Source organism: Pseudoalteromonas sp. DL-6, assembly GCF_004328665.1.
In the GTDB taxonomy this organism is placed as follows: Bacteria; Pseudomonadota; Gammaproteobacteria; order Enterobacterales; family Alteromonadaceae; genus Pseudoalteromonas.
Genome location: NZ_CP019770.1, coordinates 2,109,915 through 2,135,178, shown reverse-complemented (window position 1 = coordinate 2,135,178; position 25,264 = coordinate 2,109,915). Strand labels below are relative to the sequence as shown.

19 protein-coding genes are annotated in these 25,264 nt (G+C 38.8%); 8 read left to right on the top strand and 11 right to left on the bottom strand.

Annotation, left to right across the window (positions count from 1 at the left end; all coding sequences use genetic code 11):
- Nucleotides 1-500 precede the first annotated feature (500 nt).
- Together B1F84_RS09940 and B1F84_RS09935 are read left to right on the top strand one after the other, a co-directional pair.
- The gene (locus tag B1F84_RS09940; protein WP_131691323.1) at nt 501-1,082 is read left to right on the top strand and encodes a hypothetical protein; all 582 of its coding nucleotides are present in this window, start codon (nt 501-503) and stop codon (nt 1,080-1,082) included.
- Between the two features lie 124 nt (nt 1,083-1,206).
- On the top strand, nt 1,207-1,824 hold the full coding sequence (locus B1F84_RS09935) for a hypothetical protein (RefSeq protein ID WP_131691322.1): 618 nt from the start codon (nt 1,207-1,209) through the stop codon (nt 1,822-1,824).
- A gap of 595 nt (nt 1,825-2,419) precedes the next feature.
- Here the strand turns inward: B1F84_RS09935 and B1F84_RS09930 are convergent.
- From B1F84_RS09930 to B1F84_RS09915, 4 genes are all read right to left on the bottom strand, one after another.
- Entirely contained in the window at nt 2,420-2,821 is a 402-nt protein-coding gene (locus B1F84_RS09930; protein ID WP_131691321.1) for a DUF6691 family protein, read from the bottom strand.
- Nucleotides 2,822-2,824: 3 nt separating this feature from the next.
- Nucleotides 2,825-3,238 carry a YeeE/YedE thiosulfate transporter family protein gene (locus B1F84_RS09925; RefSeq protein ID WP_131691320.1) on the bottom strand — a complete coding sequence of 138 codons (414 nt, stop codon included), beginning with the start codon at nt 3,236-3,238 and terminating at the stop codon, nt 2,825-2,827.
- Nucleotides 3,239-3,241: 3 nt separating this feature from the next.
- Nucleotides 3,242-4,501: an outer membrane protein transport protein gene (locus B1F84_RS09920; RefSeq protein WP_131691319.1), complete on the bottom strand. Its 1,260-nt coding sequence runs from the start codon at nt 4,499-4,501 to the stop codon at nt 3,242-3,244.
- A 197-nt stretch (nt 4,502-4,698) separates the two neighbouring features.
- On the bottom strand, nt 4,699-6,123 hold the full coding sequence (locus B1F84_RS09915; RefSeq protein ID WP_131691318.1) for a sugar porter family MFS transporter: 1,425 nt from the start codon (nt 6,121-6,123) through the stop codon (nt 4,699-4,701).
- A gap of 186 nt (nt 6,124-6,309) precedes the next feature.
- On the opposite strand from B1F84_RS09915, the gene B1F84_RS09910 reads away from it, so the two are divergent.
- Together B1F84_RS09910 and B1F84_RS09905 are read left to right on the top strand one after the other, a co-directional pair.
- Complete coding sequence (locus tag B1F84_RS09910; protein ID WP_131691923.1) at nt 6,310-8,466, top strand: exonuclease domain-containing protein; 2,157 nt, start codon at nt 6,310-6,312, stop codon at nt 8,464-8,466.
- A gap of 237 nt (nt 8,467-8,703) precedes the next feature.
- On the top strand, nt 8,704-9,231 hold the full coding sequence (locus B1F84_RS09905; protein WP_131691317.1) for a sel1 repeat family protein: 528 nt from the start codon (nt 8,704-8,706) through the stop codon (nt 9,229-9,231).
- Nucleotides 9,232-9,233: 2 nt separating this feature from the next.
- Here B1F84_RS09905 and B1F84_RS09900 read toward each other — a convergent pair whose 3' ends face one another.
- From B1F84_RS09900 to dinG, 6 genes are read right to left on the bottom strand one after another with little or no spacing between them, the layout of a single operon-like run.
- Complete coding sequence (locus tag B1F84_RS09900) at nt 9,234-9,386, bottom strand: DUF2496 domain-containing protein (RefSeq protein WP_131691316.1); 153 nt, start codon at nt 9,384-9,386, stop codon at nt 9,234-9,236.
- Nucleotides 9,379-9,651: a late competence development ComFB family protein gene (locus B1F84_RS09895; protein ID WP_131691315.1), complete on the bottom strand. Its 273-nt coding sequence runs from the start codon at nt 9,649-9,651 to the stop codon at nt 9,379-9,381. Before B1F84_RS09895 ends, B1F84_RS09900 begins: the two co-directional genes overlap by 8 nt.
- A gap of 50 nt (nt 9,652-9,701) precedes the next feature.
- Complete coding sequence (locus B1F84_RS09890; protein ID WP_131691314.1) at nt 9,702-10,589, bottom strand: histone deacetylase; 888 nt, start codon at nt 10,587-10,589, stop codon at nt 9,702-9,704.
- A complete protein-coding gene (locus tag B1F84_RS09885) occupies nt 10,589-11,197 on the bottom strand; it encodes a primosomal replication protein (protein ID WP_008109383.1) in 609 nt (202 codons plus the stop codon). The genes B1F84_RS09890 and B1F84_RS09885 overlap by 1 nt, the downstream gene beginning before the upstream one ends.
- A gap of 1 nt (nt 11,198) precedes the next feature.
- Nucleotides 11,199-11,975, bottom strand: a complete 777-nt coding sequence (locus tag B1F84_RS09880) for a TSUP family transporter (RefSeq protein WP_131691313.1) — start codon at nt 11,973-11,975, stop codon at nt 11,199-11,201.
- Entirely contained in the window at nt 11,975-14,050 is a 2,076-nt protein-coding gene (dinG, locus tag B1F84_RS09875; RefSeq protein ID WP_131691312.1) for an ATP-dependent DNA helicase DinG, read from the bottom strand. Before dinG ends, B1F84_RS09880 begins: the two co-directional genes overlap by 1 nt.
- 60 nt (nt 14,051-14,110) lie before the next feature.
- On the opposite strand from dinG, the gene B1F84_RS09870 reads away from it, so the two are divergent.
- The 4 genes from B1F84_RS09870 (at nt 14,111) to B1F84_RS09855 (ending at nt 24,814) form a co-directional block, all read left to right on the top strand.
- On the top strand, nt 14,111-16,459 hold the full coding sequence (locus B1F84_RS09870; protein ID WP_131691311.1) for a DNA polymerase II: 2,349 nt from the start codon (nt 14,111-14,113) through the stop codon (nt 16,457-16,459).
- Nucleotides 16,460-16,766: 307 nt separating this feature from the next.
- Nucleotides 16,767-19,634 (top strand): TonB-dependent receptor, encoded by a 2,868-nt coding sequence (locus B1F84_RS09865; RefSeq protein ID WP_131691310.1) that lies wholly within the window; start codon nt 16,767-16,769, stop codon nt 19,632-19,634.
- Between the two features lie 370 nt (nt 19,635-20,004).
- The gene (locus tag B1F84_RS09860; protein ID WP_131691309.1) at nt 20,005-22,896 is read left to right on the top strand and encodes a TonB-dependent receptor; all 2,892 of its coding nucleotides are present in this window, start codon (nt 20,005-20,007) and stop codon (nt 22,894-22,896) included.
- 166 nt (nt 22,897-23,062) lie between these two features.
- Nucleotides 23,063-24,814, top strand: coding sequence for a DEAD/DEAH box helicase (locus B1F84_RS09855; protein WP_131691308.1), 1,752 nt, complete (start codon nt 23,063-23,065; stop codon nt 24,812-24,814).
- Between the two features lie 36 nt (nt 24,815-24,850).
- On the opposite strand, the gene B1F84_RS09850 is transcribed toward B1F84_RS09855, so the two are convergent.
- Entirely contained in the window at nt 24,851-25,183 is a 333-nt protein-coding gene (locus B1F84_RS09850) for a ribonuclease E inhibitor RraB (RefSeq protein WP_008468018.1), read from the bottom strand.
- Between the last annotated feature and the right edge of the window lie 81 nt (nt 25,184-25,264).

The window sequence follows — 25,264 nt, the reverse complement described above, 5'->3', positions numbered from 1 at the left end:
TATATAAAACGAAAATCAAAACTACCTTTTAAAAACCACCTATTATATTTTAGTAATTTCAATACTCACATGGATGTGGGTATTTTAATGCCTGAAATAAATCGGATGCTATATGCCAATAAACTTTAACAGCTTATCTGTTGGTTGTTTTTTACCAACTTCTCTTGCATAAAAATTTAATAACAAATTTGTAGTAGCCCACATCTCAGTTTGAAAAGAGTGTTTTGATTTTATCTAACAGTCCTTAATGAGCGATCGCCGGACACTAAAAAAGTTAAATTTATTCCTACCTTTTTGAGTATGAATAAACTTTGTCCGATAACATTATTAACCGCCGCTTTGGTGCAAGATAACAAGCTTAATTCCTAGCTATTTTAATTACTTGTTTACAAAGGTAATTATTGGTGAAATTATCAGGGTATGTAATACACGCCGTTTTGGTGTGTTATAAACCACCAAAATGGTGTTCAATAAGCTGTTATGCATACAAGGAGAGTTTGGTGGAATTAAATGACTTTTTCGCTTCAATAGACTGGGCAATTGTTGTTGCGCTATTAGCCGTTTTTGTTAGTGTGCTCACTAAGGTAGATCAGAGAAAGCTACAAAGGGAATCTATTGAGCTGCAAAAATCACAATCTAAACTAGCAGAAAAACAGTTTCAACTAATTGAAAGTGAAAAGAAAATCTCACAAAGTACAGTCGAGTTGCAAAAAGCACAAGCTACATTATCCCAAAAGCAATTAGAGTCATTTGAAAAAGAAGAGGCTCAAAAGTTACAAGCATCTGTTCGTTTAGACTTAAGAAAGGTTTCGAGTAACAACTATAAGTTTTTCTTATCAAATAATAGCCAACAAAATGCTAAAAATGTTTCCTTTGAGTTAAATATTCCTTCAAATTATTCTAGCCCACTCATAAGTAGTGAAGTGGAAGAAAAGCTTCCTATATCTGTTCTCGGTTCTGGAAGCGATGTTTCTTTTATAGCCGCAATTTGTGATGACACTCCTTTGGGATTTAATGCTACAGTTTTATGGACAAATCCTGATGGTTCACAAGGTAAGTCAGAAATATATGTGTCTGCGTAAATGTATACCTAACAAGAAAAATCAACAAGGACAAATACTGTTTGGCTTTTGTCACTGCGTTACAAAATTATTGCCAAACACTATTTGCCCGTTATTTTGGCGTTATGCCTCTAAGGAGTAGACGATGGGCATTTTCGATCTTTTCAAGAAAAAGCCAAAAGTAAATGGAATTATCAAATATCTAAATTTAGAAAATTGGTGGCTTAATGAGTTGAATGATAAAGAACGTGAAATCATTCTAATTACTTACGCTCCAATGGGGACTGAAAAATCAATAATTGAAGGTGAAATATACAGCAGCAGTCAAACTCACCTTCACTTTTTTTGGGGACTTATTGGTTGGTTTAATAAGCCAGAGTTGAGAAACATTGCTTATAAGTTAATAGCTAAAGCAGAATCTTTGATTGATCAAAACTCAGCGCCATTAGACGTACATTTTTTATATGGTGCAAAATTAGAAGTTTGTTATAAAGATAGAGACCTACGACCAAACGGTTTAGAACTCGCAATCCAAGCCTGTGAACAGCAAATTGAAAATGCACCAATGGCGATTGAGGCTTTTAAAGAACAATATGGTGACGACTTACCTGCGCACAAAGGTTACTACCAGTTAGCCATAGTTCTAGAAAAGCAAAAACGATACAGTGAAGCTATTTCTTTATGTAAAAAAGCTAAATTACAAGGCTGGGCTGGTGACTGGGATAAACGCATAGAACGTTGTAATAAGCGAGCTAAGGCATAACAAGGCAACCAGTCTGACGGCTTTTTCGTTACTTGTCTTGCGGTTTACGCTACGCTACCCAAAACAACCCAATACAAAGCTACAGCTGCTTGCGGCGTTACCACTGCCTGCAATTGGCACATTGCAGCCAATGAAACTAGTCAGTACTCTTGTGGTGTTGGTTTTAAAGAGCTCGTATTTGGTAACTTTATGCCATTATAAGCTTCAACATTATGCCAACTTACACTTCACTTGTGCCGTTGTAGTTCAATGAAATCGAATGTGGTTATGTCAACTTATACTTCAAACAACATTTGGGTGTATTAAAATTCCATTTATTCATTTTGCAATATTTCTTATTTATATTATTCGTACACTAATTCTAGATCATACCCACTTAGCTAAACTTTTACCTTTATAGTCAATAGCTAATACGTGAGCAATAATTAAAGTTGATTATTATATTGCGCTAAAAGTATTAAATAAGCTATTAAGGGTCAACATGACGTCTCAGCGGAATAAGTGGGCGCTTGCTATTTTATTGGGGATTATTGGCAGGGAAGCTAACAAATTACCGTCGTTTTTAAAGCTGCCGAGCTAAGCTCAGCAGTCCACATCATACTTTTTTAGTGATCCACATACCGCCTAGTACGGCTGCAAAAAATAACCAAAATTCTGTTTTAAGTGACACAAGCTGTACCAGCCCTGGACCTGGGCATATACCACTTAAACCCCAACCTAAACCAAATAAAACCGAGCCAGTAATTAAGCGCATATCAACCTGTTTAAAGTCGCTTAAACTGAGCTTTTCACTAAATAAAGGAGTGCCTTTTTTAGTGAGCCAAAACCAAGCCCCCATCATAATAGTCATCGCCACGGCCATGACAATAATTAAGCTTCCATCCCAGTGTTTATTAAAGGTAAGAAAGTTAAGTACTTTGTCTGGGTTAGTCATGCCACTAATAATAAGCCCTAAACCAAATATAAATCCTAGAATAAGCGTAATAATTAACTGCATGGTTTATCCTACTAAATTAGCTGTGATAATGGCGATTGCCATAAATGTACAGGTTGATACCCATGAACGAGCAGAAAAACGCGACATACCACAGACACCGTGACCACTGGTGCAGCCATTCGCTAGTGAGGTGCCAATACCAACCAAAAGCCCTGCAATTATAATCATCAAGGGGGATAAGTTTAATTCGCCCACTAATAACTCAGGCTTAAATATTTGCACACACACACCCGCTAATACCAATCCCGCTATAAAACATAACTTCCAACGAGATGATTTAGTAAAAGGGTTGAATAGCGACTTGATCAAGCCTGAAATACCCGCAATTTTACCAAAAAATATTAGCAATAGGGCGCAGGCTAAGCCAATTAGGCCACCGCCAATGGCGGCGGATAGCGGCGTGAATTCGGTTGTCATAGTTTAAATTCTCCAAGCAAGGGATATACCTAAACCCGATTGCTCCATTGAAATTGATAACTGTTGATTAGGCGCTAAATAGTTTGCACCGGTTACATTTTTAGAGGGTGAATAAAATGCCATCGCATTAAATTGCATGGTGTCACTAATTGCGTGACTGATCCCTGCCGTGAAGTGCCATTCTTGCACACCCGGGGCTAAAATATTAAATAAAATTTCAGACGATGGAATGGGTTGCTCGGTATAAGAGACTCCAAATCGAATCTTTTGTTCCAATGTGCGTTGCCATTGATAGCCAAGCTTATAAATACTCATATCATGCCAGCCAAAACCTGCACCGGCTTTAGAGCCTAGAGGTGCTGACATTAAATTAGTGATTGGATTAGCGATACTTTCAACTTCACTGTAATTTATTTTTTGCCAATCAAATACGACTTGGTGAGATGGTAAAAACTGCCACGCTGTACCAAGTTGAATAGAGCTGGGTAAATCAAAGCCACCTTGCTCTGCAAATAAACCACTGTAACGATCAAACTCACTCATAGAAACAGCAAAGCGGTAACTTGCGCCCCAGCTAAATGTTGTATCAATAATTTGGTTTATGCCTAGCTGCAAACCAAAACCGGTGCTGGTGTCAGTACCATTATTTGATAATGCACTTGGTGCTTGCGAAAATGGAGCAAAATTTGCCAACCCTTGTGCTTCAAACTGTTGAACAACATAGATAGGTGATACGCCTATACGCGTTTGCTCATTTAATTTATAGCTTATGGTTGGGCTAATAAATAATTGTTTTAAATCAACACCCGTGTTGCCGCCATAAAACGTACCTTGAGGAGCTGATTCGGCAGTGTACTCTGTGTTCATCCCACCGTTAGCGTAAACCAGTAACCCTAGATTAATATCCTGATTAAGTTGATGACCAATAGCAAACTCTGGGATTGCAAATAAACTGTTATCACTTTTTTTCGTGTCCGCATCAAGATAAAAGGCGTTAGGATAAAATGTATCAACGGATGAAGCGGTGTACTTTCTCTTCGGAGAAAATAGTTCAACCCCGAAAGACATTTCAGTGCCATTTACTAAAAGGGTGGCAGGGTTATTTGCACCGGACATTAGCTCTTCTGATAGGGCTATACCGGCACCCGCCATACCTTTGTGAGTCATCCCATAGCCATGAGTAAAATAGCCATTGGTAGCAAATACATTAAAAGAGCTTAAAGCACAGGCAACAGTAAGGCTTGATAATAACAGTTGTTTCATTTTGATCAGCATTGTGTAGAAATAATTGGCGGACAATAGCTAATTTTCTTTATTCCAAAAAGGAATTTTAAAGGATTATATATAGCAAAAAAGAATATTGTTGATATTTAAGGGATAGTTAAATGAAAGGGCTTTCATTGAGGTTTATTAAAAAAGCAGCAAAGTAGCGATTAGCTCGTTACTTTGCTGCTATATAACTACATAGATTCTAATTTCATGCCGCGTGTTTCTTTTATGTATTTGACCACAAAAAATACGCTAATAAATGCCGAAAGGGTGTAAAAGCCATAAGCACCTGCTAAACCAATACTGCCGAGCATAATCGGGAAGGTCATAGTAATAGCAAAGTTAGCTATCCACTGTGCACTAGCAGCAACCGCAAGGGCTGCTCCGCGAATACGGTTATTAAACATTTCACCAAGTAGTACCCATACAATAGGGCCCCAGCTTAAGCCAAAAAATACCACAAACAAATTAGCCATTATTAATGCAAAGGTACCCATGTTTTCGCTAAGTGCTAACTTGCCTGCTTCATCAAGGCCTGCACTTCCAAAGGTATAGGTAAGTGCACTTAAACTAATAAACATACCTATGCTACCTACCAATAATAGTGGCTTACGGCCTACTTTATCGACTAAAGCAATAGCTATAAAGGTAGATAAAATATTAGTAGTACCGGCAAGTACATTAATAAACAGTGATTGTGATTCATCAAAACCAGCGGCTTGCCAAAGCTCTGAGCCGTAATAAAATACCACGTTAATACCAACAAATTGTTGGAAAACCGATAAAGCCACACCCACCCAAACAATAGGGTGTACTTTTTTACTGCCATCAATAAATAAGTCGCGAATACTTGGTTTTTTATCACTTTGCAGAGACTGCTTCACGTCACTGATTTGTGCATCAGCATCGTCATTTGAGATTTTATTAAATACAGTTTTAGCGTGTTTAAGTTTACCTTGTGCGACTAGGTAACGCGGTGACTCAGGAATAAAAAGTACGCCAATCAAAAATAACCCTGCAGGAACAAGTTCAGCCCAAAACATCCAGCGCCACGCGGCTAAATCTAACATTAAAATACCTTCGGCACCGCCAGCAGCGTTAGCAATTAGGTAGTTACTTAAAAAGGCTGCAAATAAGCCAAGAACAATAGCGAGTTGTTGCAATGTCGCTAAGCGACCACGCAAACTTGCTGGTGCTACTTCTGCAATATAAGCAGGCGCTAAAACAGAGGCTGCACCTATGCCTAATCCGCCAAATAAGCGGTAAAAAATAAACTCAGCGGAACTATCTGCAATGCCAGAGCCAAAAGCGCTGACTGCAAATATAATGGCAGTAACAATCATAATAACGCGACGACCAAACTTATCAGCTAATGGGCCAGCCGCTAATGCCCCTAATGCACAGCCTAATAATACAGATGCAACATTAAAACCAGTTGCAACACTGCTTGAATTAAATGTATTACCCAATGCCGATACGGTGCCATTTATAACGCCTGAATCAAAACCAAATAAAAAGCCACCAATAGCGGCAACGGCCGATATAAAAATAACATAAAAAAGCGAGCACGTTGTCTCTGCGCTATGCTCACCTTTAGTTGCATGCTGTGTTGTCATGTTGTTCAATCCTAATTTTTATTATGTGTAATTAAAGTAGCACTAAATTTGCTGGCAACCTTAGCACAGAGTGATCACGCTAAAAAAGATATTTCAATAGTAATACGTATGCATAAAAAATTTTATTGGGTTGATAAAAATAACGAGATGCTAGATACTGTTTTTATATACAGTGCAGGCAGTTTTATGAGAAAAGAGTTACCAGCGAAATATTATTTGGCACATTTTAGAGAGCTATTAACGTTTGTTAGTGAGAAATGCGTGCATTTACTCGAGCAAAGGCATATTAAATTTATTAATAAAATAAATACGCTCGACGAGCAAAGCCAGTGTATGTTGGCGCGTATTTATTCTCGTAAGCCTTATTTAGTTCAAACCCAATCATTAAACTACGAAGAAATTAGCTCGCCATACCAAGCACTTTTTAAATTAAAAGCGGCAAAGTTAATTGTAGAACCCTCTGATAAAGATCATAGGCAACTACTAAGTCACCTAACAAAACCGGCCTTAATAGAGCTGCTAGAAAAGCAAGAACAAACGCCATTATTTAAAAAAAGCGCTGCTAAAAGTAACTTATTTGAAATAGCTATTTCATTCTTTGAATCTAAGCCAGAGTGTCTTGCACACTTATATAATCAGTACGTGATAAATAATAGAGAAGAGTATTTCGAGTATTTTGAATTTTTATATATTGGCAGGCTCAGTGCAGGCGATATTAATCATCAAAATCGATTTGTACTGCGAGATTTAGGCGTAACACCTGTTAGGCAAGAGCATAATGAAAGCTTATCGCGCTTTGATTCAATAAAGGAAGCGCAGTCTAACTATAAATTAAACCGTTTGCGACTAACGCTTAAAAATACAAAAGATGACAATGAAAGAGAAGAACTAGCAAGGCAGCTAATAAATGAAGTAGTAGTAGGGGTTATTGCACAAGAGTTAAAAAACAAGTTACTGGTTATACTTTATAAGCAACTAAAAACAACTAACCCAACACTTGCGTTTGATGTACTTAATGCCTGCGAAGACGATGCACAAGCCTTAGAAATTCAAATAAGGGAGCAATACCGACAGGGCAATAAGCAATGGGTAAAAGCGCAGCTTGAGCAAATTATAGAAAACCCGCTTAGTGATGAGTTACTGTATTTTGCAGATGACTTTTTAATGCGTAAATTTAACAAGCAAACCCGTTCGCGGCTCAGTGAAATGTTAGCCAGTACACGCTGCATTATAGAAGTTGATGAACTTTACCGAAGCGATGTTGAGTTAGGTGTAAGCGATCACTACACTCGTCAAGGCAAACAAGTTTTTTATACTGAAAATACTTTGTGGCAAAGCCTATTTGCGCTGGTTTTTTGGCAAGAGCTATTTATTGAAACCCCGACGCCGCCTTGTAATGAATTTGATATTTTCCCACAAGCGTTAAAAACAGACTCCTTTTACTTAAATCAATCCTCACAAATAGAAGCGCGGCTAGCTGCGTGTAATAGTGCCCAGAAATTGCTGCGTTTAGTGTGTCACCATGCCGCAAAGTATTATGAGCAACCAAATGGCTTATTTAGGTGGCACCCAGATGTATTAAAGCCAGTAGAGATGCTTATATTAAATAGTCCAATAACCGTTTTACTTCAGCATTTAAAAAACATGGCAAAGAACTACCGACAGCTAAAAGATGGTTACCCCGATTTAATGATTGTTGATAACAATGCCGTTCATTTTGAAGAGGTTAAAGCACCTGGCGATAAGCTTAAAAGAAACCAGCTAGTGAGTATCGATAATTTAAAAAGCTGTGGCTTTATCGTAAATATTGCAGCGGTGAAGTGGTATGTAGACCCTAACCGTATTTATAGTGTAGTTGATATTGAAACTACAGGAGGCCTCAAAGGCGGTAACCGCATTACCGAAATTGGTATTGTTAAAGTAAAGCAGGGCGAAATAGTTGATACATGGACCACATTGATAAACCCAGAGCGACCGATCCCTCGTTTTATTACCAAACTAACTGGTATTAACGACGCCATGGTAAGTGATGCGCCTATATTTAGCGACATTGCTTCGACTTTATTAGATAAGCTTTCGGGTAGTATTTTTGTCGCTCACAATGTTAATTTTGATTATGGCTTTATTAAAAAAGAGCTTGAGGAGCTGGGAATCAACTTTAAAATGCCAAAACTATGTACCGTTGTTGAATCACGTAAAGCATTTAAGGGATTAAAGTCGTATTCGCTGGGAAATTTATCTGCACACTTTAATTTAGACTTAACCAACCATCACCGTGCATTAGACGATGCCAAAGCGGCCGCGCAGTTATTACTACTAGTTCAACAAACGGACAGTCAGTGATAAATTTGAGCCAGTTAAATGTATTGTACTTAAAGTAACTTGGGTATAAACACAGGGTATTAAAAAATTAGGTTTATCTATTTTTAAATGGGCGGTTAAAACTGCGCTTATAAAAATAATCGCTGTAAGCTTTGCAATCCCATGATAATATTAAATTTATGTTAACAGGTTTTAGGGCAGATGCTTTAAAAGTGGTGTATGTTTCTGAGCAAAAAAAATAATAAATTAAGGATAATAATGAATCATCAACAATTGAGTGCCACTTTGCTGGTATTGGTGGCTTTAATAACTGGCTGCAATTCGTCACCAGTAAGTCTTTACAGCGATAATACCATGAAGAAAAAAGAATATAATGGTGTTAAGGCATACAAAAAAGGGGAGTTTGAAGAAGCTTTTAACTATTTAGAAGAGCCAGCTGCATTGGGTTATAAAAGTGCACAATACACCCTAGCGTTTATGTTTTTAAAAGGACAATATTTAGAGCAATCAACTAAGCTGGGTATGGGGTGGTTGGGGGTTGCTGCAGAAGCTGGTGTTGAAAATTGGTCACAACAATATGATACTTTTTATGCCGCAGCGACAACAGAAGACAAACAAGAAATAGATGCAATTGTTGCAGTTTATATTGAACAATTTGGTGTTAAAGCTCAAAACATGACATGCCGTAGGTCAACATCACCTAGGCGAACATTCGGTGAGATTAAAATTGACTGTAGTAAACATGACGGTGCTGTCACTGTGTATGAAGTAGACACAATTGAATGAAGCTAGTTGTTAACTAGCTTCTTTTCAAAGTCACTTTTTACGATATCGAGCGCTTTTAATACTTCTTCTGGCTCTACATCGTGTTGCTCTAATATCATAATTAAATCAACAGCCAGTTTTACGTGTGTAGGAGCTTGTTCTAGCGGGTTACTCATGGAGCTCTTTCTTTTTAGCTATTTGATCAATCGCAAAATTAATGGCAACTTCTACGCGTTGTTCCATATCTAAACGATCTGTTTGAGTTAAATAAAACGCCATATCTACATCGTATCTAATATAACGTGGGGGTAATTGATTGAGTACGGTGCAGCAAAAGTCAGCCATTACATCGTCGTTGTAACGTTCATTAAGTTTACGTTTTTCTATTTCTTCTAAAACGAGTTTTTCGTAAAAATTGTGTATGTCGTCATCTAATCGCATATTCCTGTCACTCTTTTTTATTGTCTGTAATGAGTCTATACCAAGGATTGTTATAAATCGAGAGCCGCTTTAAATAGTTGCTTATGGACACTAACTAAATTGTTGATGTTACGTTGATAACCGCCACCTAAAGCGCACGTCAGTGGTATGTTTCGCTGCTTACAAAAGTTAAGAACAGCAAAGTCGCGTTTATACACACCAGCTAGAGAAACATCAAATAAGCCGAGTTCGTCTTTGGTATAAATATCGGCGCCCGCATTATATAAAATAATATCGGGCTGGTGGAGACGAACACATAACTCAAGAGCTTGCTCTAGTGTTGTTAAATACTCTGCATCTGTGGTGTTTGCTGGCAAGCCAAAGTCATAGGTTGAGTGTTGCTTTTGCCGAGGAAAGTTTTGTTCACAGTGAATTGAGCAGCTAATTATCTGCTCATGGTGCTGGGTTATTTGTGCTGTGCCGTCACCTTGATGTACGTCGCAATCAAATATTAATACGGTGTCGGCTTGCTCCGTTGCAATAAGGTGGGCTGCCGCAATAGCTAAATCATTAAAAATACAAAAGCCACTGCCGTAATTGCTGTAAGCATGATGATAACCGCCACTTAAATTAGCCGCTAAGCCGGTTTGCAGTGCATTCTCAGCTGCTTGAATACTGGCACCAACAGAATAAAGGGTTCGCTCGACTAGTTCAGGTGAGTGCGGAAATCCCATTTTTTTAACCGCTTTGTCAGTTAACGACCCGTTTAAAAAGTCAGCAATATAATCTGAGCTATGGCATAAGCTTAACTGCGCTGTAGTTGCTGGCGAAGGCGATATAAACCGCGTATAGCCTAAACGTTCAACTTCATGCTTGAGCTGTTGATACTTTTTAATTGGAAATCGATGGCGTTCAGGTAACTCTAATTGCGAGTACAGGTCGTGATAAAAAAGCTGCATTAGCGTAGCTGTTGTTTTTCTACTTGTTGAATTTTGTCTTCGGTGGCAGAAATCGCTTTTCTACAACGCCCGAGTCGTGCATGAGTAGTTAAAATTTCTTGATTAAGCTTTTGTGCTTGCGCTGGTGATGCTTTTTCCATCTGTAATTTACGCTCTTCAATCATTAATACCAGGCGGCGCTCAAATTCATGGTTTTGTTTAAGTTCATCATATAATTCGTGGGATGATTGCATGATTTTTTGCACCGCTTGTTTATAAACAGGCTGTTTAGCACGAGGCTTATAATGACTTTTATTTTCTTTCACCCAAATAGGAGTCGACTTAATAACATTAAATACCGCTTGTACCTGACTGGCAATGCGCTCAAGTGCATAGGTGTAAGCATGACGGTGTTCGCTCGGTGGTAGGCTGGCTATTTCATCTTCTATTTCTACTACATAGTCGGCTAAGTTCATGCTTTTGGTACTAAATACGGCTCTGTCAAATAAGCTCGGCTGTGCCTGCATATACCGGTTTTTAGAAAAGAGCTTTGCTTTGTCAAATTGCTCTGCCTGTTGCTTAAGCGTGGCAACTTGTTGGCGTAGTTTATCTAAAGCGGCAGGTTGCATGTTAAAAGTATGCCTCGTAAATTAGTTTTAATGCTAAAAGTATAACCATCGTATTAAATACTGGGCGAATAAATTTACTACCAAAACGAATCGCTGAATGTGCGCCAAACCATGCACCAAGCATGATAAAGAAGCCCATTGTAATTCCCAGTAAAAAGTTAACATGGCCAAGTGCAACAAAGGTGATCAGCGAGATAAAGTTAGAAACAAAGTTCATTGAACGCGCCAAACCACAATTAAGTAACAAACTCATTTTATAAAGCATACCGTTTGAGGCAGTCCAAAAGGTACCCGCACCAGGGCCGGCTAAACCATCAAAAAAACCTAAACTGAGCCCCTGTAACCATTGTTTTACTTTTAAAGCGGGAGTGAGCTTAGGGAGCGCATCACTTTGTGTGGTGCTTAAGTTACCAAACAAACTATAACAAGCCACTAGGATAATGATTATAGGCAGCAACTTGTTTAAAAAGTCGATGCTTAAATGATCAACAAGTAGAGTGCCCAGTAAAGCGCCTATAGCGGTGGCCAAAATAGAGGCGAGCCAGAACTTCGGGTTAAATAATTGTTTTTTATAATAGGTAATACTGGCGGTTAACGAGCCAAAACTGGCGGCCAATTTATTAGTGCCAAGCGTTAAATGAGGAGGTAACCCCGCCGTTAACAGTGCCGGTACAGTGAGTAAACCACCACCGCCAGCAATAGCATCAATAAAGCCAGCTAAAAGTGCAACGCCACATAAAATAGCCCAAGTTGTTGGGTCGAGTGCAAGTTCAAACATCAGTAATCTATTTGTCTTTTAAAAGGTGGTAAGGTGTCGAGCATGGCTTTGCCATATCGTTTGGTGATTAAGCGTCTATCTAAAATAGTTATTGTGCCAATATCACTTTCTTTGCGCAGCAGTCTACCACAGCTTTGTACCAATTTCTTTGCTGCGTCTGGCACGGTTATAGATAAAAATGGATTACCGCCTTTACTTTGCACAAACTCCGCTTGTGCTTCTTCGATAGGCGAGGTAGGCACCGCAAATGGAATTTTTGTAATAATTAGATTTTCTAAATATTTACCTGGTAAATCAAGCCCTTCAGAGAGGCTTTGGGTGCCAAATAAAATACTACCTTTGCCTTCATCAATATTTTTAGTATGTAATTTGAGTAAAGCTTCTCGTGACATTTCACCTTGTACTAATAAGTTAAATCCTTTTGTTCTAAGAAACTTACTTACATGGTCCATTTGCCAGTAAGAGGCAAACAACACTAAATTGGCTTTTTTAGTGTTCAGATACTCGGGTAATGTTTTCGCAATATGATCGCTAAATTCTTTATCTGTTGGCTCTATGCTCGATGCAGGAATTCGCAGAGTGGCCTGTTTTGGGTAGTCAAACGGAGAGGGGACTTTAATGAACTTTACCCCTTCTTCTTTAGCAAGACCGCTTTCATAGGCAAAGTGATCAAATGAACCTAGTGCGCTCAAGGTAGCTGAGCATAACACGGCTCCAGCACATTCGCTCCACAGCTTATCTTTTAAATAGTAACCGACCTCAATAGGGCAGTCGCTAAGCAAGTGATCATGATGGCTTTTATATTCAAGTCGCTTTATCCAACGCGCATGCGGTGTGCCTTCGCCTTTAGTAGCGTAACTAAACCATAATTTATTAAGTTGTTCTAACCGGTTTATGTATTGCCCACTTTCAGCCAGAATGGGGTCGGCAACATAAGGTTTAATATCACCGTCGCTTACATCTTGTGTGAGGGTGTCGTGCATTTTATTCAAACACCGTAATGCATCAAGCGTGGCTTCGCTAATGTCTTTTGCCTTAGCGTGTAGCGATTTAGGAATTTCACCATGTTCAAAGCGATAGGTATCGTCTTTTGAATATTCAAAATCGGCGTTGTCGAGAATATCGCGGACTACTTTTAAATCTTTGTTTGCATCGTTAATGCTATCGCATAATTTAAAGTTTTGCCCAATACCTTTTTGCCCCACTAACACTTTGGCCATTTTGCCACTAAATTTAGTGAGTTTGTCGAGCCAATCTATCGTGCCTTTTATTGTAGCTGCAGCAGATGAAAAATCGCGGGTAATATGCGCAAGGTGATGCGCTTCATCGATTACATAAATGGTATTGTCGGGTTCGGGTAAAATTTTTCCGCCCCCTAAATCTAAATCGGCTAATAGTAACGAATGGTTTATAACTAATACATCCATTTGCATTAACTGCTGGCGGGCGAGTTGAAAAGGACATGTTTGGTGTGCTTTCATCTGGCGTTGGCAAGCATGCTTATCGCAGGCGATTAGTCCCCATACCCTATCAGGAATGGTATCAGCCCAGCTGTCTCTATCGCCTTGCCATTTTTTGTTTACATAGGCATCGTAAAGTTGCTTTAAGCATTTAGTTTCCATATCACTAAGTGGCGATGTAAGGGTAGGCATAAACTCCATTTGAGTTTGACTATCGCTGTTCAGCGCATTATGAAGTTTGTGTGCACAAATATAACGTTGGCGGCCTTTTACTAAATCAAATTTAAAATCGAGCCCTGAGTGCTTTTTAAAAAATGGTAGCTCTTTAGCGATTAACTGCTCTTGTAAAGCCACCGTAGCCGTAGAAATAACCAGTTTCTTTTTTTGTGCTAATGCCAGTGGCAGGGCGCCTAGACAGTAAGCTAATGACTTACCGGTACCCGTGCCTGCTTCAATAACACAAATACGTTGTTTTTTATGGTATTCACCGGCTAATGTTTTGGCGATTTCAGCAACTAGATAGTTTTGACTACTGCGAGGGCGGTAATCGGTTAGGTTATTTGCAACATGCTGGTGTACTTGTCTAATTGTTTTTTTAAGTGAGCTCGATAGCATGTGATGATTAACCTAAAATATGTATATAATTACAGTGTATATATTAAGTGGGATCGAACATTGACACAAGCAATCTATCAGGGCTTTATTTTATCAAGGCAACAATACACTGCTAAAAATGCACAAGGTATTACTTTGTGCTATTGGCTAAGCTCTGAGCAAGGCCCGATAAAAGTGACGATTGAAAATCAGCAAGCGTTGTTTTTCATCCCATTGGCTGAGCAAGATACTGCAAGTGCTTTACTGGCTCAGGCAAACATAAAAGCGCAGTTTAATAACGTTGAACTTTGTCACTTTAGTGGTAGTGAATGTGTGGCCTATTACTTTAACGATATAAAAAGTGTATACACTGCTCGAGCTCTTTTAGAGCAAGTAATGCCAATTTATGAAGCCGATGTGCGCCACAGTGACCGCTTTTTAATGGAGCGCTTTATTAAAGGGGGCGTATGGGTAACCGGTAATGCCAAAGCTCAAAACGGCTTTATTGAAATTAGTGAGGCAAAGCTAAAAGCAAATAACGAGTATACGCCAACGCTTAAGTCTGTTTCTTTGGATATAGAATGCAATGCCGATGGCGTGCTATTTAGTGTTGCACTGGTGGGAAATGGCCTAGATTGTGTATTAATGATAGGTGAGCCACAGCAGCAGAGCGACCCGACATTTGAAATAGATTGGTGCTATGACGAAATTAATCTGCTCACCAAGCTGCAGCAGTACATCATTAATAACGACCCCGATGTTATTGTTGGTTGGAATGTTATTGATTTTGATTTTAGTTTATTGCAAGAGCGCGCTGAGGCGTTAGGAGTTACCCTGAGTATTGGCCGAGATAATCAACCTTTATATATTAATAAAGGCCATTACACTCGATTAACGCTTCCAGGGCGATGCGTAATAGATGGTATTGATACATTAAAGAATGCCACTTATCGATTTGATAGCTTTTCGTTAGCTAATGTTGCAGAGCGGGTGCTTAACGAGTCAAAATTAATAAAAACTGATAACCGATTAACTGAAATTGTACGCCAATTTAATGAAGACAAGCTCGCTCTTGCTGCCTACAACCGCCAAGATTGTATTTTAGTTAATCAAATTTTCGAAAAACTAAAGCTGTTTGAATTTGCCATAGTCAGAACTCAAATCACCGGGCTCGAACTTGAGCGCATGGGCGGCTCAGTTGCTGCATTTACTAATTTATATTTACCGCTGTTACATCGCAGTGGTTATGTTGCTCCCAACCTAGGCGATCATGGGCTATCTTTTGAAAGCCCTGGTGGCTATGTGATGGAGTCGACTCCGGGGCTTTTCAAAAACGTTTTGGTACTTGATTTTAAAAGCTTATATCCGTCAATTATGCGTACGTTTTGCATTGACCCGCTAGGTTTAATCGCAGGGTTAAAGGCACCAGAGCATGCGGTTGAAGGATTTAATCAGGCGTTATTTTCAAGAACGCAGCACCACCTGCCAAAATTAATTGAGCACCTGACACAAACTCGCCAAGAAGCAAAAGACACTAATCAACCCATGCTCTCGCAAGCGATTAAAATTATTATGAATAGCTTATATGGCGTACTGGGCTCTAAAGGCTGTCGGTTTTACGACCCGCGCTTATCGAGCTCTATTACTTTACGTGGCCATGAAATAATGCAAACAACTCGTAAATGGATAGAAGCGCAAGGCTTTGAGGTGATATATGGTGATACCGACTCTACGTTTGTAAAACTTAGTGAAGATACCAGTCCTGAGCAATGCAACGAAATTGGTTGCCAACTTGTTCGACATATCAACGAAAAGTGGCAGGTAGACTTAAAGCAGCGTTATGACTTACAAAGCTATTTAGAAATTGAATTTGAAACCCATTACAGTCCGTTTTTTATGCCAACTATACGAGGTAAAAAAACAGGTTCTAAAAAACGTTATGTTGGTCAAGTAACCAAAAAGAATGAAAAAAAGTTGGTTTTTAAAGGTATGGAAACCGTTCGCAGTGATTGGACTGAGTTTGCACAGGAGTTTCAAACACAGTTGTTTGAAACGCTTTTCTCTAGTCACTTCGAAATACAGCAACTGCACAATATAATAAATAGCTACACGCAAAAATTATACAGCGGTGACTTTGACCACAAGCTCGTTTATAGGAAGCGTTTAGGGCAGCACCTGAGCGATTATATTAAAAATATCCCACCTCACGTTCAAGCAGTTAAAAAACACAAAGCGAGCCATCCTGAGTTTGAAATAAAACGCGGACAAGTAATCGAATATGTTTATGCAGTAACCGGCGCTGAGCTTTATACCGGTAAAAACACTCTGAACTACCCGCTGTACATTCAAAGACAACTCGACCCTGTTGCGCAAATGATATTAAGCGCATTAAACACACCAACTGAATCTTCCCAAGCTACATTATTTTAGTATAAAAATAGGAAAGCGTTAATCGAATAATAATCAACGATAAATTTGTTGCCATTTATGAAATAGTTGTTTTTGCGGGGTTTAAATGTGAATTTAATTAGTGTTTTTATATTTAAAAGTACATGAGTGTTAATTTTTTGCTGTCAATTGTGTCTTCTTTATTCTTCATGGTTTATTTATTGTTAATTATATGTTGACCACCCCTCGTTGTAAGCATTATCATAAGACTATGATCATCAAATTAACACAACTCGTGTTGGTGATTTGTTAAATATAAAAAACATAATGGTATTCTAGGGAGAATCAAATGTTAAATAATAAAGTTTCAAAAGCAGTTCGCTTAGCGATTGCTTTTGGTGCAGTATCAACAGCTGCATTTTCTGCAAGCACAATTGCTGCAGAGGAAGGTCTTGAAAAAGTTGAGCGTATTCAAGTTACAGGTTCTCGTATTAAGCGTACAGACCTAGAAACTTCTAGCCCAGTTACTGTAATGACTGCTGAAGAGATTAAATTAAGCGGTTTCACTCGTGTTGAAGATATCTTGAATCAGTTGCCACAAATTGAAGCTGCTGAAAGTTCATTTCTAGCTAATGGCGCTACAGGTACTGCGACTGTAGATCTACGTGGTTTAGGTTCAAACAGAACATTAGTGCTAATTAACGGCCGAAGAATGCAAGCGGGTAGTATTACCTCTCAGGTTGCAGATATAAACCAAATCCCTTCATCGTTGATTAAGCGAGTAGATGTTCTTACTGGTGGTGCTGCGGCTATATATGGTGCTGATGCTGTTGCTGGTGTTGTTAACTTTGTTATGGACGACCAGTTTGAAGGTATTTCACTGAACGTAGGTACTTCAGGTTATCAACATAATAACGATAATAAATACATCCAAGGTTTGATGGATGATAAGGGCTTTGAATACGATACTGGTAGTACTGGTATTGATGGTAAGTCTTACAGCTTAGACCTTACTGTTGGTGGTGCATTTGATGGTAGTAAAGGTCATGCTGTTGGTTATGTTACTTATAATCGCCAGACAGAACTGCTACAAGGTTCTCGTGATTATTCATCGTGTGCTCTAAACGGCGCTGGGCAAGTTTGTGGTGGCTCTGGTACAACTCCAAACCCATTTTTCGATATTTACCCGGTGGTTGATGGTGAAGTTGATTACAAGCAAAACTTTTATGGGTACTTAAATCCGAATGGTCCTGGTTTTAGAGAAGATGATGGTTACCGTTATAACTACGCTCCAGTTAATCACTTTTTAAGACCAAATGAGCGTTTTACTCTAGGCACTTTCATTGATTATGAAATTAATGAAACTTTCCGTCCATATTTAGAGTTCTCATTTATGCATAATAGAACTGCAGGTCAGATTGCAGAATCTGGCACGTTCTATAATGAAGAGATCTTATTCGATTACAATAACCCTTTATTGTCTGATGCTCAAAAGCAGCAACTTCAAGGTTTGTTTAACCAAGATGGAACTGATCAGTTTGTTGCATACATCGGTAAGCGTAATGTTGAAGGTGGTCCACGTGAAGATAATTTAGAGCACTCTTCGTATAGAATACTTACAGGTATGGAAGGTGAGCTTAGTGATAACTGGTCATATGATGTAAGTTATAATTACTCTGCAACGACCTCTAGCTCAGTGTATAAAAATGATTTACTTTCACCAAAAATAGCTCCTCGCGTTGGTGCTGTAGGTACTGAATGTGATCAAGCTGATGGTTGTTTATATTACAACGTATTTGAACTTGGTGGAGTAACACCTGAACAAGCAGCTCAACTTGCTGGTGTTGGTACACAAACAGGTTTAGTTACTCAAATTATTTACAGTGGTTATGTTAGTGGTGAGTTCGATTGGACATTACCAACGGCTTCACTGCCTGTAGGTGCGGTATTTGGTGTTGAACGACGTGAACAAGACTATGAGCGTGTATCAGATACTGTTTATGAAGAAGGTCAATTATTAGGTCAAGGTGGTCCTTCACCAAGCCTTTACGGTGCAATTGACGTAAATGAAGTTTACGGTGAGTTACAGATTCCAGTACTAGATAATCTAAATGTATCAACAGCAGCACGTTGGTCTGATTATTCAACAACCGGTTCAGATACAACTTATTCAATTGGTGTTGATTACACTCTTGCTGATACATATAAGTTTAGAACCAGTTTTGCGAAAGTTGTTCGTGCTCCTAACGTAGGTGAGTTATTTGCTGCTCAAAGCATCGGCCTATGGAGTGGTGCAGACGGTTGTGCTGGTGATCCTGCAGCAGCAGATGCAGCTGACAGACCAACTTACTCAGCAAGTCAGTGTGCTAATGCTGATGTGAGTGCTTCACAGTACGGAAGCATTGGTGAATCACCAGCAGGGCAATATAACCAGTTATCTGGTGGTAACCCAGCACTTCAACCAGAAGAAGGTGAAACACTTACAATTGGTGTAGTAGCTTCTCCTTTTGAAAACTTTAATTTCTCTGTTGATTACTTCAAAATTGAAATTGAAAAAGTTATTGGTACAGTAGGCGCAGAGCGTATATTAAATAACTGTGCTGAAACAGGTGATGAGTTCTTCTGTAACAACGTTTCTCGTAGTCCATCAGGGAGCCTTTGGTTAGGTCAAGCCGGTTTTGTAACCAACCTTAGTGATAACATTGGTGGTAGAACATGGGAAGGTATTGATGCTACCGCTGCTTACTCAATTGATCTCGAAAATGCAAGTTTGAAGTTTGACATAAACGGTTACTACAGCATGAAGAAAGAGGTTGAACCTATCTTAGGCGATGCAACTCTTGCTTATGACTGTGCTGGTAATATTAATACTGACTGTTTTGCCTCGCCTAAATGGCGTCATACTTCTAATGTTAGCTACATCCGTGATGATTGGCGTGTAGGCGCTAAATGGCGTTACTACGGCGCTATCGATTATGATGGTGATGCAGATGTATCTTTAGTTGAAAATGGCGGGATTGGTTCTTATAGTTTCATCGATTTATCTGGTACTTACTCATATAATGAGCATGTTACATTTACAGGTGGTATTAATAATATCTTCGATAAAGAGCCTCCAATGGTGGGTAACACGCTAGCAAGTAATGGTAATACTGTTGCTGGTTTTTACGATACTTTAGGTCGATTTGTACACGTTAGCTTTAATTTAAAGTTCTAACAAAATAGTTACAAAATGAATGAAAGCCCATACTGAGTATGGGCTTTTTTTTTGAAAAAATTTTAAAAATTGGCTAAAGAGCATGATGATTTTGATTTCTTGTTAATTAACTTTTAGAGAAAAGATATTTATTAGTAGTGATATTTCGTTGTTGTAGTTGTATTTAACTAGTTTAAAAATGCGGTCTAATTATAAATGGTTGATTTTACTTGTCTGAATGTAAAGTAAAGACTGAAAAGTAGTTACTTTTGTTTTTATTGTTAATGCTGTGTTGACCTTTAACTTCATCTAGGATTATTATAGGAACTTAGCAAGTTTATAAACTTCTTGTTAAATAATAAAAACATAATAGTGTTCTAGGGAGAATCACATGTTAAACAATAAAGTTTCAAAAGCAGTTCGCTTAGCGATCGCTTTTGGTGCAGCATCTACAGCTGCCTTCTCTGCAAGTACATTTGCTGCAGAAGAAGAAAATGCAGACAAAGTAGAAAGAATTGAGGTTACGGGTTCACGTATTAAGCGCTTCTCAGAAGTTTCTCCAACACCAGTTACGACTATCACAGGTGTTGAATTGACTAACGCTGGTATTACCAACGTAGCAGATTTATTACAGAAGCTTCCATCTTCAGGCGTTGGCTCTGCCCCAACAACTACAACAAATACAATTTTTGGCGCAGGTATTAATACAACTGACTTACGTCAATTAGGTGAAGGTCGTACTCTTGTTCTTGTGAATGGTCGTCGTTATGTAGGTGCATCGGTTGATAACCCAGCAGTCGACTTAAATGGTATTCCGACTGAAATGATTGAGCGAATGGATATCGTTCACGGTGGTGCATCAGCGGTTTATGGTTCTGATGCCGTAGCTGGTGTTGTAAATATTATTTTGAAGAAGTCTCAAGATACTATCGATTTTAATTACAAAAAATCTATGCCTGAGCAAAATGGCGGTGGTTCTGAGTTTTTCTCATTCACTTTTGGTGGTGAAGGCGAAAAAACTAGCTTCATTACAAGCTTATCTTACTCTGAAACAGAGCAATTAGAAGCGCAAGATCGAGACTTCCTCAGAAATCCTATCAACACAATGTTAAATCCTGACAATGTTGACGATAAGGATGGTATCCCAGCAAGAACTTACGCTGAAAACCCAGGTCTTCAGACATTAGGTATATATGATCGTGCTGGTGATGCATTTTTACCAGGTGGCCAATTCGTTTTTGGCGACAATGGTGAGCTAATCCCATTTGCGGTTGGGGGCAAGACACAGCCAGCTCCAAACTCACAACTTCGCTATTTTGGTGATGAGTTTTCAAATGGCTACAAATTCATTGAACACCAAGATTTGGCAACGCCTCTTAACCGTTTCAATGTTTTTACAAACGTAGTAAATCAATACCATGACGACCATTCAATGAATTTTGAGGTTTCATTCTCTAAGGCAAGTGCATATGCTGAGAGTAGCCCAATATTTCTTGCTGAAGGCCTTCGTGCAGATAACGCATATTGGCACCCAGATGCTAAAGCACAGTTCGCTGATGCAGGCTATGCTGATGATAGAAATATCACTGTATATAAGCTAGCTTCAGGCTTCGGTAACCGTACCTACGAAGATGATCGTACTTCATTTAATACAACTCTTTCATTCCAAGGTTTATTATTAGAAGAATATGACTATGAAGTATATTTTAGCTATGGTCGTAATAAAAATGACACAACTTGGAATGGTGAGTTTTTAGAAGAAAACTTCAATAAAGCTATTGATGCTGTAATGGTAGATGGTGAAATTCGTTGTGCTAACAGAGACGCTGATGGAACTCTTCTTGGTGCACTAGATGGCTGTCAACCATTAAGCCTATTTGGCTTAAACGGTGCGTCGCAAGAAGCACTAGATTATGTAACAACATCAGCTTCAATTTCAAAAGTTAAACAGCAACAAGTAATTGGTGGTGTTATCTCTGGTTATGCTTTTGACATGCCTGCGGGTGGAGTTTCTTTTGCACTTAGTGCTGAGCACCGTAAAGAAACAGGTTCTAATGAGCCTGGTGCTGCTATGCAAAATAACCTAGTGTTTGGTAACTTTGTAAAAGCTTGGGATGGTGAATTTACAGTTGATGAAATCGGTATTGAAACTTCTATTCCTTTATTAGTAGATGCGCCGTTTGTTGACTCTCTAAGCTTAGAGCTTGCTGCACGTTACATGGATTATTCTTCAGTTGGTGATAATGTTGCTTGGAAAGTTGGTTTCAACTATGCAATGAACGATCAGCTTCGTTTCCGTGGTACAAAATCAAAATCAGTTCGTGCTCCATCATTATCTCAGTTATACGCTGCAGGTACTCAATCATTCGCTTCTTATGGCGACCCTTGTGATCAAACACGCATAGCAACGGCTAATGACTCTAAAAAAGCTAATTTAATTGCTAACTGTAAAGCTGCTGGTATTCCTAACCCAGGGATTCTTGACGGTGATTGGAGACCTTCACAGGATTGGCGTCAAGTTACACCGCCAAGTGTTAACTCGGGTAACCCTGAATTACAAGAAGAGACATCAGATGATACTTTATTTGGTGTGATTTATACGCCAACAGAAAATATCACTTTGATTGCTGATTATTGGAGTTTTGATGTTGAAGACGCAATAAACTCGCTAGGTGCGCAGCGTGTAGTAAATGACTGTTATGAAGCTTCAAGCCTTGATAACAGTGCATGTGCTCTAGTTGACCGTGATCCTGCAACACTAGATATTACTCTTGTTCGTAACGGTCCATACAACTTAGCATCTTATGCGTTAAAAGGTGTTGATTTAGAAGGTAACTATAAGTACGAAACAGATTTTGGTTTATTTGATGTTCGCTTACTTGCAAGTTACTTAGAACACAGAGAGTTCAATACTGATGTTTCAAGCGAAAGCTATGAAATGACACCGACTGTTGGTGAAGTTAGATACCCACGTTGGCAAGGTAATTTAACAATTGGCTACAGCTATGAAGACTTATATGTTGGTATGGTTGGTAAATACCGCCATGCTACTGTTCTTGATAGAGAGTGGACAGTAGAAAATAATGACTATAACGATGTACCTTCTTACACTGAGTGGGATCTAAATGCACGTTATAACGTTAATGATATGGTTGAGTTACGTGCTGGTGTTGCTAACTTATTCGACGTTACACCACCAAGAAATCCTGGAACTTATGATGATGGTGAGTTCTTTGATGTGTATGGTCGTCGTATCAACATTGGATTAAACATCCGTTTCTAATATATTTAGATAATGAAAAGGGCTGATACTTATCAGCCCTTTTTTATTTTCTAAAAAATAATCAGGCAATCTATAATTTTTTATGTTCTCAAACATCATTAATGCGTCTTCGTAAAGTAATAAACTTTTTGTTAGAATTACACTTATTAAATTTTTTGTACCTTTGATGACCTACACCCTCAGACCCTACCAGAGCGAGGCGGTTGAACGCACCGTTTTGCACTTTAGAAAAACTAACGAACCTGCCGTTATTGTGTTGCCTACGGGGGCGGGTAAAAGTTTAGTGATAGCTGAGCTTGCACGTATCGCTAAACAAAAAATATTGGTACTAGCGCATGTAAAAGAATTAGTTGAGCAAAATGCTCAAAAGTATAAAAGTTTTGGCTTGCAAGCGAGTATATTTTCCGCAGGTCTCAAAGAGAAGTCGTTAACCCACCAAGTTACCTTTGCTAGTGTGCAGTCGTTATCGCGCAATCTAGATAAACTTAATGAGCACTACTCACTACTTATTATTGATGAGTGTCACAGAGTGAATGGCGAAAAGAAAAGCCAGTACGGAAAAGTTATTAATGCACTTAAATCTCACAACGCTGAATTAAAAGTATTAGGTTTAACCGCGACGCCTTACCGCCTAGGGTTAGGCTGGATTTATCATTATCATTACCATGGCTTTGTAAGAGGCAATAAAGAGAGCCCATTCAAACACTGCATTTTTGAATTACCTTTGCGCTATATGATCAAGCATAACTACTTAACTCCCCCTAAAGAGGTTGATGCTGCGGTTAGCCATTATGACTTTTCATCTTTAAGTAGCAATACATTTGGGCAATATAGCAATGAGGATATGAATGCGCTGTTAAAAAAATCGACCCGAGCAACTCAAACAATTTTACAGCAGATTATTCAATATAGTGAGAACCGTCATGGGGTGATGGTATTTGCAGCTACGGTTATGCATGCACAAGAGATAATGACTTATTTACCAGAGGATCACAGTGCGCTGATCACCGGAGATACTCCTAATAGCGAACGCGATAAAATAATTAAACAATTTAAAGCTAAACAATTAAAGTATTTAGTGAATATATCCGTTCTTACTACCGGCTTTGATGCCCCCCATGTTGATTTTATTGCTATTTTACGCCCCACAGAGTCGGTAAGTTTATACCAGCAAATTGTCGGTAGAGGCTTGAGGTTGGCTGAGGGTAAAGATGATTGTTTAGTGATTGACTATGCGGGCAATGGCTTTGATTTATTCTACCCAGAAGTTGGAGATAAAAAAGGCGATAGCGATAATGAACCCGTGCAAGTGCTGTGTCCTGGGTGTGGCTTTGCCAATATATTTTGGGGCAAAACAGATGCTGATGGCAAAGTAATCGAGCACTTTGGCAGGCGTTGCCAAGGTTTGCTAGAAGATGATGACGGGGCAAGCGAACAGTGCGATTATCGTTTTCGTTTTAAAGAGTGTGAGCAGTGCGGCGCACAAAATGATATTGCTGCTCGAAAATGCCATGATTGTGGTGCTGTGATGGCCGATCCTGATGATAAACTACGTAATGCGTTAAATCTCAAAGATGCATTAGTGCTACGTTGTAGCGGCTTGAGCGTGACTAAACTTAAAGAGCAATTGTTAAAAGTTACTTATTTTGATGAAGACGGGGCCAGTTGTGATGAGGTATTTGATTTAGCAAACAACGGAGCACTGTATTATTTTAATCAACAGTTTGGTAAACGTATTGCTCAGGGCCAATCGCCAACTAAATTTATCAGCGCAGATCAGGTTATAAAAGCCCAGTTTGACTTAATACCACCGGATTTTGTGATTGCTCGAAAAAGTAAAAAATATGGCTGGAAAGTAGCAGATAAACTTTTTGATTATAAAGGCAGCTTTAGAAAAGCAAACCAGCTAAGTCGATAGACTAAGCTGGTTATCTCATTCATCATGAAATTAGGGTTATGCTTCTTCTGCGTCTAATCCCCAACCATCGCCATAGCCATTAAAACTGTTCGCTATACTTTCAATGTATTGTTCTGCTTGGCCTAACAAAGCATGCTCTGGAACCATTTGTACATGGGTAATTACTTCCCAAACGCCAGTATCTTTACATTTTTCAACATCAGCAGTTTGAACTAATGCATCGTTTACAATCTCAGTTGCAAATTTTTCGGCATCAGTCTGTTGTTCAAATAAAATGTAAAAATCAATTTGTTGCATTTTACTTAAATCTACACCAGCGGCGGAAATTTCAGCAAGAAGCTGGCCATTATCATCATCAGGAAATTGCATTTAAAACTCATAAAATTAGTGTTTACTCATTAGCGCTATTGTAACCAAAATAAATTATTAAAGCGCAAGAATTTTTAGTTA